A 15,448-nucleotide genomic window follows, 5' to 3' on the forward strand; every position below is an offset into this window, starting at 1 on the left:
TATGATGGCAATATAAAGGCAAATTTTGTGCATTGCAATATCTTTGTTGCAGTGCACCATAAATTTCTTTTGGGCCGTTAACCAAGAGCCCAGATTCCAGCCTTTGCACGTTCTGGCTTGTGGACCTTCGCGCCTCCGGCTTTTATTAACAAAGCGTTAACTGCAAAATCGCCGCTCCGTGAGGTCCGCCAAGCGCATGCCGTCCGAATATTCCTTCCTCGATGTCGCCGTGCTCGACGCGGTCCGCCAGCGCTTTGCCGCAGGCGACGCGATCGCGATCCTGTCGGCGGATCTGGAGCAGGTGATCTGGGCCAATGGGCCAGGAGCCGCGATGTTCGGTTATCCCAACATCGAGGCGATCATAGGCGCCTCGGCGCAGTTGCCCGTGATCGCCAGGCGCCAGATCATGGCGACCAGCGGATTTCCCGAGATTGGCAGTGACCGCGCCATCATGGTGCGGCTGGCGACCGGCATGACCAGCCGCGCCGTCGGCTTCCTGGCCAGTGCGGTGACCATGCCGGACGCCGAGAAGGCGATCATGCTGGCAGTGCCGGCGGCTCAGACAGGGTCACGCAGTGCCGGCGAAATCGCCGCGCGCGCCATTAGCGGCTTCACCGAGGATGGTCATTTCATCGCCTTTGTCGATGCCAGGGGCAACGTCGAGGCGGCCTCGGAAGGATTTTCGGCACTGGGCATCCTGCCGGAGACGCTGGCAGCACTGGTTGCCGACGTCGCAGCCGAGAGCGACCGCATTGTCAAGCGCCTTGTCCCGGGCGGCACGGCCTCCTACCCGGCAGGTCTGGCAAGATTGACCGAGGAGCGGCATCTGCTGGTGGTGATCGACGAGGACCAGCTCGACGACACAGCCCCTGCGGGCGAACACCTCACGCAAACCATTGCCGAGGCGGCACCAGCTGGCGATGCGGCTTCGCAGCCGGAACAGGGTGGCGAGACACCGACCGAGGAACCAGGCGCCGCACTGCCGACCGAGGACGTCGCCGCATCGCAGCCGCATGCGATCGCCGACGCGATCGGGCAGGCGCCGACGGCTGCCAACAGCGATCAGGCGGCAGCAGAGCCCACACCGGCGCAACACGACCATTGGTACTTCAACGCCGGCGAGGACGGAGGGGAACAGGCGCCGCGACCAGCTGCGTCCGGACCTGAAGCGCCTCAAGAGCCGGCGGCCCTGGAAGTCCAGTCCACCTCCGCGGCCACGCCGACGACCGTCTCGGCGATAGACCGCGCAGCGGCGCCGGTGCGCTTCGTCTGGCGCACGGATGCCGAAGGCAAGTTCAGCGCGCTGTCGCCGGAATTCGCCGACATCGTCGGCAAGCCGGCGGCCGACGTGATTGGCCGACGCTTCAGGGATGTCGCCGCCACATTCGGCCTCGACCCCTCGGGCGAGATATCGGGGCTCCTCGAACGGCGCGATACCTGGTCCGGACGCTCCGTGCTGTGGCCGGTCGTCGGCACCGATCTGAAGATACCCGTCGACCTGGCGGCGCTGCCTGTCTATGGGCGCAGCCGCGCCTTCGAGGGTTTCCGCGGCTTCGGCGTCGCCCGCGCCAGCGACGCGGTCGTCGATCCGGAGGCCATCGGCATGGCGCTGGTGCCCAATGGCCGGGCGCCGGCAACGCCGGAACCGCAAGTCATCCAACCCGCGCCCGAACAGCCTAACACTGAGGAGCCCAGGGCCGAGGACGCTCAGGCATCGGATCCGTTCAAGGGCGAGGTGCCGGCGCTGACCATCGTGCCGAAACAGGAGCGGCGCTTTGCCGACAAGGTGATCCGGCTCGCCGAACATCGCCAGCCAGCCAACGACAAGGGCCTCTCGACCCTGGAACGCAGCGCCTTCCGCGAAATCGGCGAGCGGCTGAAGAAGGAGAGTGCTCCGGTCGAGCCACCAGAGACTGAGACTGCTGAGGCGTCGGCAGCGGAGACCGAGGCTCCGGTCAAGGCGTCCGACGACCCGATGCGCACCGGCGGCACCCCTGCGTCAGGGCCAGAGAACGAACCGGTCGAGCCATCCGAGACCGATGTCGATGCCGAAGACGAGCAGGATCTGGCACGGCTTGACGGTCACCCGGACGAAGCGGCTCGTGAAGCCCCCCCTGGGATGAATGTGACGGGCTCGTTGCTGGACTATGCCGGCCAAGATGACGAACGTGGCCCCGTGGCGGCGGAACCAGAGAACACCGCTGCGGTTTCGCCCGGCGAAGAGCCTGAAGCCACTGACGCGACACATGATGTCCTCGATGACGACAGCATGACGTCAGCAGATTTTCGCGATGCCGAAGACAGCGAGGATTGGGCGCAGCCCGACGAGGAAGCCGCATCGCCTGACGAGCAGGCGGTTGCCGCGCAGGCCGTCAATGCAGGCGACGCTGCGGAAATACGCGTCGAGCGCCCTCGCCTGCAGGTTCCGCCGCTCAAGGCCGAAGGGTTCGTGCCGTCGGCGTTTTCCGCGGGAGATGAACACAAGGCCCCGGACACGTCGCTGCTCGGTAAGCTGCCCGTGCCGCTGCTCATCCATTCCGGAGACCAGTTGCACTATGCGAACGAGGAATTCCTCAGCCTGACCGGGTACGAGGCGCTCGACGATCTGGCGGATGCCGGCGGCCTCGGCGCGTTGTTTGCCGACCCCTATGCCGACGACGGCGTTTCCGACGGCACCGATCGCGCGCTGCGGCTGAAGACGCGTGATGGACAGGAATTCCCGATCGAGGCCATTTTGCGCTCTGTCCCCTGGCGCGACGGCAAGGCGCTGATGCTGGTCGTGCGACGCTCCGGCGAGGATGATGCGCCGGCGAGCCTGCATGTGGTTGGCGACGAGCAGACGCAGCCGGATATTTCCGAGCTCAAGGCGCGCATCGCCGAGATGCGCACCATTATCGACACCGCCACCGACGGCGTCGTGCTGATCGGCCGTGACGGCACCATCCGATCGATCAGCCGGCCGGCCGAAGCACTGTTCGGCTTCGACAGCGACGATGTGACCGGCAAGCCGTTCGCCTCGCTGTTTGCCATCGAAAGTCAGCGCGCGGCACGCGACTATCTCAACGGACTGTCCGAGCCCGGCGTGGCGAGTGTCATGAACGACGGCCGCGAGGTTATCGGGCGCGAATCGCAAGGCCGCTTCATTCCGCTGTTCATGACCATCGGCCGGCTGCCCAACGACAGCGGCTTCTGCGCCGTCGTTCGCGATATCACGCAGTGGAAGCGGGCCGAAGAGGACTTGACGCAGGCACGTGCGGTGGCCGAGCGCGCGTCCTCGCAGAAGACCGATTTCCTCGCCCGCATCAGCCACGAGATCCGCACCCCGCTCAACGCCATCATCGGCTTTTCCGAACTGATGGTCGACGAGAAGTTCGGACCTGTCGCCAACGACCGCTACCGCGACTATCTGCGCGATATCAACCGCTCGGGCAATCATGTGCTCGACCTGGTCAACGACCTGCTCGACATCTCCAAGATCGAGGCTGGCCAGCAGGAGATGGCCTATGAGGCGGTGTCGCTCAACGACACGCTGGCCGAGACGGTGGCGATGATGCAGCCGCAGGCCAACCGCGAACGGGTCATCATCCGCTCCAGCTTCGCTTCGCGGCTGCCGGAAGTGGTGGCGGACCTGCGCAGCGTGCGCCAGATCGCGCTCAACATCCTGTCGAATGCCATCCGCTACACCCAGGCCGGCGGCCAGGTGATCGTCTCGACCGCCTATGAGACGTCGGGCGACGTCGTCATGCGGGTGCGCGACACCGGCATCGGCATGAGCCATGCCGAGATCGAGCAGGCGCTGAAGCCGTTCAAGCAGATCAACGCGCTGAAGCGCGGACGCGGCGACGGCACCGGGCTTGGACTGCCTTTGACCAAAGCGATGGTGGAAGCCAACCGTGCCCGGTTCACCATCAATTCGACACCGGGCGAAGGCACCTTGGTCGAGGTCGCTTTTCCATCGACCCGTGTGCTCGCGGAATAGATCAGCCCTCCACGCTTCGATCCCGATAAAAAGAAAAAGGCGCCCAAAGGCGCCTTAAGAGATGGGATTGCTGTCACAACGGGGGCTTGAGCGAATTCGGATCCTCGGGGCTGAGGAACGGGATTTCTCCCTCAAGTTACCTGCGACTATCGACGCCGGACCTTAACAACTCCTTACCGGGGCGCCGGAAAATTTACGAATGTGTACCACTCATGAAATCTAGGTAAATTCTAGCGAGATATTTCGTTAACCATGCCGGAACGTCTTTTTTCATGCATGTCGTTGCCTCAAAACCGGGGCCACTTTTGAGCGACATGCATTAGCAGCTACTCGGCCAATTGCGGCAGGTTCTTGAACAGCTCAAGCGCCTCTGGATTGGCGAGCGCCTCCTTGTTCTTGATGGCGCGGCCATGCACCACGTCGCGCACCGCAAGCTCGGTGATCTTGCCCGATTTGGTGCGAGGGATGTCGGTGACGGCGACGATCCTTGCCGGCACGTGACGCGGGCTCGCGCCGCTACGGATTTTTGCCCGTATGCGTTTTTCCAGATCCTCGTCGAGCTGCACGCCGGCGGCCAGGCGCACGAACAGGATGACGCGCACGTCGTTGTCGAAGTCCTGTCCGATGCACAATGCTTCCAGGATCTCAGGCATCTGCTCGACCTGATTGTAGATCTCCGCCGTGCCGATCCTCACCCCGCCCGGGTTGAGCGTGGCGTCGGAGCGGCCATGGATGATGAGGCCGCCATGCTCGGTCCATTCGGCGAAATCGCCATGACACCAGACATTGTCGAAGCGCTCGAAATAGGCCGCCCGGTACTTCTTGCCATCGGGGTCATTCCAGAAGCCGATCGGCATCGCCGGAAAGGCTTTTGCGCAGACCAGCTCACCCTTCTCCTGTCGGACCGGCCTGCCGTCGTCGTCCCAGACATCGACGGCCAGGCCGAGGCCGGGTCCCTGGATCTCGCCGGTCCAGACCGGCTGCGTCGGCACGCCGAGCACGAAGCAGGAGACGATGTCGGTGCCGCCGGAGACCGAGGCCAGATGTACGTCCTTCTTGATGCCGTCATAGACGAAGCGGAAATCTTCCGGCGACAGCGGCGAGCCGGTGGAGGAGATTGCCCGCACAGTGGACAGATCATGCGTGCGGATCGGCTTGAGGCCGGCCTTGCGCACGGAATCGATGAACTTGGCCGAGGTGCCGAGGAAAGTCATCTTCTCGGCATCGGCGAAATCGAACAGCACATTGCCGTCGGGGTAGAAGGGCGAACCGTCATAGAGCAGCAGCGTCGCACCCGAAGCGAGCCCCGACACCAGCCAGTTCCACATCATCCAGCCGCAGGTGGTGAAGTAGAAAAAGCGGTCGCCGTCGGTGAGACCGGCATGCAGCCGGTGTTCCTTGACATGCTGGATCAGCGTGCCGCCGGCCGAATGGACGATGCATTTGGGAATGCCGGTCGTTCCCGACGAAAACAGGATGTAAAGCGGATGCGAAAACGGCAGCGGCTCGAAGGCGACGGGCTTGTCGGCGAAGGGCGACAGCGCCTCTTCCAGCGCTACCGCCTTGTCGATGATCCCGGCGACATCGCTCGATGTGCCGAGATAGTCGACGACCAGGATCTTGCGGACAGTGCCGAGCTTGGCCGCGACCGCGGCAATCTTGTCGGCGACTTCGATCGCCTTGCCATTGTACCAATAGCCATCCGGCGCGATGAAGACGACGGGCTCGATCTGGCCGAACCTGTCGAGCACGCCCTGCTCGCCGAAATCGGGAGAGCAGGACGACCAGACGGCGCCGATCGAGGCGGCTGCCAGCATGGCGGCGACGGTCTCCGGCATGTTGGGCATCATGGCGGCAATGCGGTCGCCCTTCTTCACCTTGAGCGACAGGAAAAGCTGCTGCAGCCGCGAGGTCAGCGCGTGCAACTCGTTCCAGGACAGCCGGCGCTCGACCTTGTCTTCGCCGCGAAACACGATTGCGTCGCCTGAGCCGGTCTTCTTCAGCAGATTCCCGGCGAAATTCAGTGTCGCATCGGGAAAGAAAGAAGCGCCGGGCATCTTGTCGCCGTCGACGAGCAGCTTGTCGCCCTTGTCGCCGACGATGCCGCAGAAATCCCAGACCAGGCTCCAGAACCCTTCACGGTCCTCGACCGACCAGGCGTGAAGCTGCGAATACGAGGAAAACGCTACGCCGGCTTTGACTCCGGCGGCCTTGGTGAAGGCGGTCAAGGGTGCTGCGTCAATCTGGTCTTGCGTCGGGGTCCAGAGCGGTTGTTCGGCAGCCATGATCGTTCCTCCACGGTCGCCATCGCTTATGCATATCGCAGCGCAGCAGAGCAAGATTTTGTTCGGCTGATGCGACCAGATGTGCGCAAATGCCATCGCCGGGCCATAAAGACTTGAAATGCCTCAGCCCTAAGTCGTAGTGACAACTTGAAGTCGTAGTGACGGCCGGAAGTCCTGGTGACGACCGGGGTCGTGGTGACACCTGGGGTTACACCCGTCGGGCGATTGTCGGAATGGAAGCATACGGGGCCATATGCCATCATCTATGATCCGGCGCGGAATATGGGCGATCGGCGCTGCCGTGATCGTCGTCGCGCTGGTCGTTGCCGCCCTGCCGCTGATTGCCTCCACCCGTATCGTGCGCGACCGCATCGCCTGGGAAATGAGTGCGTGGAGCGGCTTCCGTGTCGCCATCGACGGTTCGCCGCGTATCGAGGTCTGGCCGACATTCCGGGCAATCCTGACCGATGTGACGCTGTCACAATGGACCGACACCGAGGCGCCGCCGGTGGTCGAGGCAGAACGGGTCGAGGTCGACCTTTCCGCCATGGCGGCCTTGCGCGGCGACGTGGTGTTTTCGACGGCGCGGCTGGTGCGGCCGACGATCCGGGTCCAGCGCACGCCTGCCGGCCTTTTCCTGCCCGCTGTCCCGACCGGCGGGCGCATCACGCGCTCCATCGACACGGCGCGCGGCCTGGTCAACGCCGACCCCGCCAAACCGGACCTCGACAAGCTGCCTACCGACACCTTCGGCACGGTCGAGTTTCGCGACGGCCGCATGGTAGCCTCCATCGGCGGCAAGGACGTCGAGATCCTGAGCAGTTTGAACGGTCAGGCAAATTGGGCGGCGATGAACAGCAATGCGACGCTGTCGGCAACCGGCATCTGGCGGGGCGAAAGCGTCGCGCTGGACGTCGCCTCGGCCAAACCGCTTGTGCTGTTTGCCGGCGGCACGGCGCCGCTGACACTGTCCTTCAAGGCGGCGCCCGCCACCTTCTCGTTCGACGGCACGGCCAGCATGTCTGAAAATACCTATTTCGACGGTCAAGCGAAGTTCTCGGCACCCTCGCTGCGGCGTGTCCTGGAATGGTCGCAGGCCGGCATCGCTCCGGGTGCGGCGATCGGCTCGGTCAGCATTTCGAGCAAGATCACCGCGACCGGCGGGCGCGTCAAGTTCGACAATACGGCGATTGCACTCGACAACAATCCGGGGATGGGTGCGCTGGACCTCTCGCTTGGTGAAACACAACCGGTGATCTCCGGCACGCTCGCCTTCGACACGCTCGACCTCAGATCGTTTCTGTCGGCCTTCACCCCGCTGGTGCCGACCGGAGGAGCGGGGCCTGGCGAAATCGACACAAGTTTCGCCGACAAGATCAATCTCGATCTCAGGCTGTCGGCGGCGCACGCCACGGCGGGGCCGATCCAGCTCGCCGACGTCGCCGCCACCGCACAGGTCAAGGATGGTCTGTCCGTCTTCGACATCTCCGATGCCTCGGCCTTCGGCGGCAACATCCAGACCAGCCTTCGCTTCGATCGCAAGCCGGAAGGCTCGCAGGTCGAAATCCGCCTTCTGGCGTCCGACATCGACGGCGGTGCTTTCGGTACGGCCGCAGGGATGACGCGGCTGGTGCCGGTCGGCACGGGCACCGTCTCGGTGATCCTCAAGGGGCCGGGCAGAACCTGGGATTCCATCTTCGACAATGCCGACGGCTCGGTCTCGGCGACCTTCGGGCCGGGTGCGTTGAGCAAGCTCAACCTGCCGGCCTTCCTCAAACATACCGAACAGGGCGGCTTCTTCGCGCTCGACGATGTCTCCGACGCAACATTGCCGATCGACGGTGCCGAGATCAAGGCCACCATTTCGAAGGGCGTGGCGCGAATCGACAAGGCCGAGGCCAATTCAGCGAAGTACAAGATCTGGCTGTCCGGCATCGCGTCCTACGCCGGGCGCGGACTGGCCTTGTCCGGCGGCGTCATTCAGCCGGATCAGGCGGCAACGCAGGCCAGCGGCCAGCAAGGCCCCAACCAGTCGTCGTTCTTCGTCGGCGGAACCTGGAGCACGCCGTTCATTTCCCCGATCAGCCGCGGCGTTTCCGGGGAATAGGCCGCCACCGCGCCTCCTATCTTTCACCCGCGCTGCGCGGCCTGCTCGTCGAGCTGGCGCTGCACCTCACGCCGCTTGTTGGCAAGCGAGGCGATGATGACGCCGATCGCCACGACGGCGATCAGGATGGTGCAGGCGGCGTTGATTTCCGGCGTCACGCCGAGGCGAACCTGGCTGTAGATCTTCATCGGCAGCGTCGTCGCGCCCGGCCCCGAGGTGAAGCTGGCAATGACCAGATCGTCGAGCGAAAGGGTGAAAGCCAGCATCCAGCCGGAGACGATCGCCGGCATGATGACCGGCAATGTGATCTGGAAGAAGGTCTTCACCGGCGTTGCGCCAAGATCCATCGCGGCTTCTTCCAGCGAGCGGTCGAAAGTCATGAGCCGCGACTGCACGACCACGGCGACGAAGCACATGGTCAGCGTGATGTGGGCGAGCGTCACGGTGAGGAAGCCGCGGTCGAGCCCGACGGCGACGAAGAGCAGCAGCAGCGACAGGCCGGTGATGACTTCCGGCATGACCAGCGGCGCAAAGACCATGCCGGAAAACAGCACCCTGCCCTTGAAGCGCGTGTAGCGGGTCAAGGTGAGTGCCGCCAGCGTGCCCAGCACCGTCGCAACCGTGGCCGAGATCAGGCCAACACGCGCCGTCACCCAGGTCGCGTCCATGAGACCCTGGTTGTGGAACAGCGAGACGTACCATTTGGTCGAGAAACCGCCCCAGACCGTGACCAGTTTCGATTCGTTGAACGAGAAGACGATGAGCAGCACGATCGGCAGGTAGAGAAAGGCAAAGCCAAGCACGATCGAGGTGATGTTGAAGCGGCTCCAGGTGGCGTTCATGAGGTCACCTGTCCATTTCCTGAGCGCGCGCCTGAGCCCGCTGGAAGAGCATGATCGGCACGATCAGCAGCAACAGCAGGATGACGGCCACGGCCGACGATACCGGCCAGTCGCGATTGGCGAAGAACTCGTTCCACAACGTCTTGCCGATCATCAGCGTCTGCGATCCGCCGAGCAGATCGGGAATGACGAATTCGCCGACGGCCGGAATGAACACCAGCAGACAACCGGCGATGACGCCGGGCAGCGACAGCGGGAAGGTGATTTTCCAGAACGCACTGGTCGGCGGGCAACCGAGATCCTTGGCCGCCTCGATCAGCGAATAGTCCATCTTCTCGAGAGCGGAATAGAGCGGCAGCACCATGAACGGCAGGTAGGAATAGACGATGCCGATGAAGATCGCCGTATAGGTGTTGAGGATGATCAGCGGCTGGTGGATGACGCCGGTGGCGAGCAGCAGCTGATTGAGCAGCCCTTCGGGCTTGAGAATGCCGATCCAGGCGTAGACGCGGATCAGGAACGAGGTCCAGAACGGCAGGATCACCAGCATCAGCAAGGTCGGGCGGATCGTCGCCGGCGCGCGCGCCATGCCGTAGGCGATGGGGTAGCCGACGAGCAATGTCAGGACCGTCGAGACCGCGGCGATGATGACGCTGGTCACATAGGCGTTGAAGTAGAGCGCGTCCTGCGTCAGCCAGGTGTAATTGTCGAGGCTGAGCTGTTTCAGCTGAGCCAGGAACCCGGAAATGCCGCCGCTGAAATCGAGCGCCGGCGTATAGGGCGGGATGGCGATCGCCGTCTGCGACAGCGAAATCTTGAAGACGATGACGAACGGAATGAGGAAGAAGAACAGCAGCCAGACATACGGGATGATGATGACCAGTCGGCCAACGAAGGCAGCACCCAGCCTGGCAAGGATGGATTTGCCGGCATTGGATGCCGGCGAGGCTGATGAGGTGGTGACGGCGGCGCTCGACATGGTCGCCCCCTACCGCGTCAGCACGACGCCGGCGTCGGGCCGGAAGGAAACCCAGGCGCGGTCGTTCCAGCTCAACGGATCCTCGGTGATGCGGGCCGCGTTCATGGTGCTGGCGCGCACCACCTGGCCGTCGTCCAGCCTGACATGATAGACGGTCATGTCGCCGAGATAGGCGATATCGTAGACCTCGCCCTCGATGGCGTTGACGGCCTCGGCCGGCTTCTTCGACGACACCTTGATCTTTTCGGGCCTGATGGCGAAGGTGACGGCCGTCCCGGCCCCGGCGGTGCCGGCATTGTCGGTGCGGATGGTGATGCCGTTGCCGGCGTCTATGCTGGCGCTGCCCGCCTCGCCACGCGCGATCTTGCCCTCGAACATATTCACGTTGCCGACGAAGCCAGCGACGAAACGCGATCCCGGCGCCTCGTAAACTTCGGCCGGCGTTGCCACCTGCATCACCTCGCCCTTGTCGATGATGGCGATGCGATCGGCCATGGTCATCGCCTCTTCCTGGTCGTGGGTGACGACGACGAAGGTCAGGCCGAGATTCTGCTGCAGGTCCATCAGTTCGAACTGCGTCTCTTCGCGCAGCTTCTTGTCCAACGCGCCGAGCGGCTCGTCGAGCAGCAGCACCTTGGGCCGCTTGGCGACCGAGCGGGCGAGCGCGACGCGCTGGCGCTGGCCGCCGGACAGTTGATGCGGCTTGCGCTTGGCGAACTGCTCGAGCTTGACCAGCTTCAGCATCTCGGCAACGCGCGATGCGATTTCGGGCTTCGGCATGCCGTCCTGCTTGAGGCCGAAGGCGATGTTGTTCTCGACCGTCATATGCGGGAACAGCGCATAGGACTGGAACATCATGTTGACAGGCCGCCGGTAGGGCGGGATGCCGCGCAGATCCTGGCCATCGAGCAGAATGCGGCCGGCTGTCGGCTCCTCGAAGCCGGCGAGCATCCTGAGCAGCGTCGACTTTCCACAACCGGAAGCACCGAGCAGCGCGAAGAACTCGCGCTCGAAGATGGTCAGAGACAGATTGTTGACGGCGGTGAAGTCACCGAACTTCTTGGTGACGTTGTCGAACTGGATGTACGGCTTGGCGTTCGGGTCGTTCCACGGTGCAAAATCCCTGCGGATGCTGCCAAGCGATTTCATGTCCCACTCCGTCCTGATTTTCTTGCTTCTTGCCCCAGGTAAAAACGGTCCCGGCAGGTGGCTGCCGGGACCGTGTCGGATTGCTTACTGGCCGGTGACGATCTTGGTCCAGGTGCGCGTGATGACGCGCTGGGTCTTGGGATCGTATGGCGAGACGGTGTAGAGCTTCTTTATGGTCTCGGCATCGGGATAAACCGAAGGATCCTCCAACAGTGCCTTGTCGACGAATTGCTGCGAAGCCTTGTTGCCGTTTGCGTAGAGCACGTAGTTCGACGACTTGGCGATAACTTCCGGCTTCATCATGTAGTTGATGAACTCGAGCGCCTCCGCGACATGCGGCGCGTCGGCAGGGATCGCCATCTGGTCGAACCACATCTGCGCACCCTCCTTCGGCACGGAATAGCCGATCTCGACGCCCTGCTTGGCCTCGACCGCGCGATTGCGGGCCTGGAACACGTCACCCGACCAGCCGACGGCCAGGCAGATATCGCCGTTGGCGAGCGCGTTGATGTATTCGGAGGAATGGAACTTCCTGATATAAGGTCGGACCTTGAGCAAGGTCTCCTCGGCCTTGGCGATATCGTCGGGCGATGTGCTGTTCGGGTCGAGGCCGAGATATTTCAGTGCAGCCGGAATGATGTCGGCCGGCGAGTCCAGCACGTAGACGCCGCAGTCCTTCAATTTGGCCAGGCTGTCGGGATTGAAGAAGACATCCCAGCTGTCGATCTTGTCGGTGCCGAGCGCCGCCTGCACCTTCTTGATGTTGTAGCCGATGCCAACCGTGCCCCACATGTAGTTGACCGAGTATTCGTTGCCGGGGTCGTACTTGGCCGTGCGTTCCGAAACCGTATCCCACATGTTGGAAATGTTGGGCAGCTTCGACTTGTCGAGCTTCTGGAACACGCCGGCCTGGATCTGGCGCGCAAGGAAATTGCCGCTGGGCACGACGACGTCATAGCCGCTGCCGCCGGCAAGCAGCTTGGTCTCGAGGATTTCGTTGGAATCGAAGGTATCATAGACGACCTTGATGCCGGTTTCCTTGGTGAAATCGTCGATGATCGAACTGTCGATGTAGTCCGACCAGTTGAAGACGTTGACGACACGATCTTCGGCGTGACCGCCGACGGTGAAAAATGTCAGGAATGCCGACGTTGCCGAAAGCCAGAGCGCTTTGCGGATCATGCTATTCTCCTTTGATGAGTGTTCCTTCACCGGCTCGTCGCGACATCAGCGCGACCGGCATTTTCTTCAGACTATTGAGCTTTCCAAGGGGCGACAAGCGCGAACTGCCGAGACCATGCAGGCGGTTCGATGAGATGGTTGGATGCCCCTGAGGCGGCCTGGGAGGCGTGCCAATACCGTCAGAGGCTTTCGCCATGGCGCGGGCAGAGATACGACGATATGGTCCGGTCCCGATCGGACCGGCTGGGAGACTTGGCAAGATACGCCTGTCTTGTTGTTGCCGTATTCCCAGCCTGCCCGTGCCGCAGCGACGTTGTCAATGGCAAAGCTGCAGGCCGCTTCAATTAGGTGACGGCACCCCGGTGACCCCTGCGCGTTCGGGCCTTGCCTGGCGCTTGAATTCGAGCCCGATATGGACGAGCAGCGCCGTGACCACAACCGCGCCGCCGATGATGGTGCGCCCCGACGGCACCTCGGAATGAATGAGCCAGACCCATATCGGGCCGAGGATCGGCTCGAACGTGCCGAGCAGCGCCGCGATGGCCGCCGGGATCAGTCGCGCGCCGGTGGCGAAGAAGGCCAGGCCGAGGCCGAGATTGACCACGCCGAAGGCAAACAGAAAGCCCATGTCACTGACAGATACGGTGAGGGTCGATGCCTGCGAGACGGCAAAGCCGGCCGCGAGCATGGTGCCGAGGCACGTCGCCGGCGTCATGCGCACGCCGGAGAACCGCCGGGTGATGACGGTGGCGACTGAAAACATGACCGCGATCAACAGCGCCAGCCCATCGCCTATGGGCGAGACGGCGCCATCGAGCGATTCCGACACCATGATGGCGACGCCGGTGATGACGGCGGCGATTGCCACCCAGGTCGCGACACCAACCCTTTCGCGAAACAATGCCCAAGCAAACAGCGCCGCCAGCAACGGCACGCCTGCCTGCATCAAAAGGATGTTAGCGACGGTGGTGTAGGCGAGCGCCACGACGAAGGCGGTCGATGCCGTGGCAAAGCAGATCCCGACGGCAAGGCCGGGCAACCCCATGTCGCGGAACAGCTTCAGCATGCCACGCCAGCCGTCACGCCAAACCATGAAGCAGACCAGGAAGGCGGCTGCCCACACGGATCGCCAGAAAATGACCGTCCAGCTGTCACCGACAGTGATGAAGCGGGCGATGGCGCCGCCGAAACTCCACATCAGCGCCGACAGGAAGACCAAAAGCATGCCGACGCGCTCCTCGCGCGGCGAGACGGCTGGCGATGCGACGATCGGCGATGCGGTATCGATCATGGCTGCCACTGTCGGGCTCTTGTGGACGGGACGATGCGCAAGGGACGACAAAAAGATGCTCTGTTGGCGTAACGCAAAGGCGCAGGCCGGAACTGAGCCAGCGGCCGCCGACAATTGTGGCACCTTCCTCCATTTCAGAAGAACACGGCGTCACTGAAAATCGAAAGCACTCAGGCCCGTCACCATCTCGTCGAGGCCGAGCGGGCGCGTCACCGGCGGTTCTGCCCGCGCCAGGCAGCCGACGCGTTCGCAAAGCCGGCAAGCAGGCCCGACCGGCGTCGCCGCGACGGTGCCGGCCTTTGCGGTGATTGCCGCACCGGGCAATGCCGCGCCATAGACGATATCGTCACGAAAGCCGATGTCGCAACCGAGCAGCAGCGCGGTGCGGCGCGGGCGTTCCGAGAATGCGCCTTGCGGCCCTTCCAGCGTGCGGGCGATGCACAGGAACTCGGCGCCGTCGGGCATTTCCACTGCCTCGACGAAGACCTGGCCGGGCTGGGTGAAGGCGACATGCACGGGCAGCTTGGGACAGCCGCCGCCAAAGCGGCTTTGAGGAAAGCCCTGGCTGCCGGCCTTGCGGAAGCGGTTGCCGGCATTGTCGACCTCCAGCATGAAAAACGGCACGCCCGAGGCACCCTGCCGCTGCAGCATGGTCAGCCGGTTGGCCGCCTGTTCGAAGGAGACCCCGAAGCGCGAACGCAGGACATCGATGTCATAGCGGGCGCGCACGGCAGCCGCGTGAAAGGCCTGATAGGGCATCATCAGCGCATGCGCCGCATAACGGCCAAGTTCGAAGCGGGCCAGGCGGCGCGCCTCGTCGGTGCTCAGCTTGAGCGCCTGGATCTCGCCGGCGACGGCGACCGTCATGCGGATCAGGCAGGCCTCCATCGCGACTTCGCGCAACTGGTCGAACGGCGACAGGCGTTCGGACAGGAACAGGCGCTGCGAATGACGATCGTAACGGCGGCGCCAGTTCGGCATGGTCGCGACCGGCAGCACCTTGACCACGATGCCATATTCGCGCTTCAGCCAGGCCTTCAGCGCGCCGAACAGATCGTCGCCGGGATCGAGCACCGAGGTGAACGCCGCGGCCTCCTCCTCGAGGGCAGCGAAATGGTTCGGCCGGCGCTCGAAAATCTCGTGCACCTCGTCGATCGGCAGGCGGGCGCCGGAGAGCGCCGTCGCCCGACCCTCGCGTGCCAGCAATTCGTTGAGGTCGGACAGGCGCTCGGCCTGCTCGCGATAGGCGCGGAACAGCTTTATCACGGCCGCGGACGCATTGGGCGCCGCCTCGGCAAGCTCGATCAGTTCCTGATCACCCGGCAACTCGCCGACCAGCAGGGGATCGGTGAACACTTCCTTCAAGGCAGCGACAGATCCCCTCGCCTCGCCCTGCAGCTCGTGTGGATCGACCTTGTAGACGGAGGCCAGCCTGAGGATCAGCTGCACCGTCAGCGGCCGCTGGTTGCGCTCGATCAGATTGAGGTAGGACGGCGAAATGCCGAGACCCTCGGCCATCGCCGTCTGGGTCAGGCCCTTGGCGTTACGAATGCGGCGGATGCGCGGCCCGGCGAAGATCTTCTGGTCAGCCACGGACTGTCCTTTACAGCAATTTACACGAATTTCCTGGGCAC

The 15,448-nt window shown here is 63.5% G+C and carries 9 protein-coding genes; 2 read left to right on the top strand and 7 right to left on the bottom strand.

Translation table 11 applies throughout. From position 1 onward, the window contains the following. The first annotated feature begins 196 nt into the window (after positions 1-196). Entirely contained in the window at positions 197-3,979 is a 3,783-nt protein-coding gene (locus tag A4R29_RS21290; RefSeq protein WP_063172825.1) for a PAS domain S-box protein, read from the top strand. A 326-nt stretch (positions 3,980-4,305) separates the two neighbouring features. Here A4R29_RS21290 and A4R29_RS21295 read toward each other — a convergent pair whose 3' ends face one another. Further along, on the bottom strand, positions 4,306-6,264 hold the full coding sequence (locus A4R29_RS21295; RefSeq protein ID WP_063173771.1) for an acetoacetate--CoA ligase: 1,959 nt from the start codon (positions 6,262-6,264) through the stop codon (positions 4,306-4,308). A gap of 253 nt (positions 6,265-6,517) precedes the next feature. Between A4R29_RS21295 and A4R29_RS21300 the strand changes: the two genes are divergently transcribed. Beyond that, complete coding sequence (locus A4R29_RS21300; RefSeq protein ID WP_063172826.1) at positions 6,518-8,371, top strand: AsmA family protein; 1,854 nt, start codon at positions 6,518-6,520, stop codon at positions 8,369-8,371. A gap of 23 nt (positions 8,372-8,394) precedes the next feature. Here A4R29_RS21300 and A4R29_RS21305 read toward each other — a convergent pair whose 3' ends face one another. The 6 genes from A4R29_RS21305 to A4R29_RS21330 form a co-directional block, all read right to left on the bottom strand. Further along, positions 8,395-9,213, bottom strand: coding sequence for an ABC transporter permease (locus A4R29_RS21305; RefSeq protein ID WP_013530251.1), 819 nt, complete (start codon positions 9,211-9,213; stop codon positions 8,395-8,397). 4 nt (positions 9,214-9,217) lie between these two features. Beyond that, the gene (locus A4R29_RS21310) at positions 9,218-10,192 is read right to left on the bottom strand and encodes an ABC transporter permease subunit (protein ID WP_063172827.1); all 975 of its coding nucleotides are present in this window, start codon (positions 10,190-10,192) and stop codon (positions 9,218-9,220) included. A 9-nt stretch (positions 10,193-10,201) separates the two neighbouring features. Continuing rightward, positions 10,202-11,341: an ABC transporter ATP-binding protein gene (locus tag A4R29_RS21315; RefSeq protein ID WP_013530249.1), complete on the bottom strand. Its 1,140-nt coding sequence runs from the start codon at positions 11,339-11,341 to the stop codon at positions 10,202-10,204. A gap of 84 nt (positions 11,342-11,425) precedes the next feature. Continuing rightward, the gene (locus A4R29_RS21320; protein ID WP_013530248.1) at positions 11,426-12,523 is read right to left on the bottom strand and encodes a polyamine ABC transporter substrate-binding protein; all 1,098 of its coding nucleotides are present in this window, start codon (positions 12,521-12,523) and stop codon (positions 11,426-11,428) included. A gap of 340 nt (positions 12,524-12,863) precedes the next feature. Next, positions 12,864-13,814, bottom strand: a complete 951-nt coding sequence (locus A4R29_RS21325; RefSeq protein ID WP_063170073.1) for a DMT family transporter — start codon at positions 13,812-13,814, stop codon at positions 12,864-12,866. 150 nt (positions 13,815-13,964) lie between these two features. Beyond that, positions 13,965-15,407 carry a helix-turn-helix domain-containing protein gene (locus tag A4R29_RS21330; RefSeq protein WP_013530246.1) on the bottom strand — a complete coding sequence of 481 codons (1,443 nt, stop codon included), beginning with the start codon at positions 15,405-15,407 and terminating at the stop codon, positions 13,965-13,967. Between the last annotated feature and the right edge of the window lie 41 nt (positions 15,408-15,448).

The organism is Mesorhizobium ciceri biovar biserrulae (genome assembly GCF_001618845.1).
Classification (GTDB): domain Bacteria; phylum Pseudomonadota; class Alphaproteobacteria; order Rhizobiales; family Rhizobiaceae; genus Mesorhizobium; species Mesorhizobium ciceri.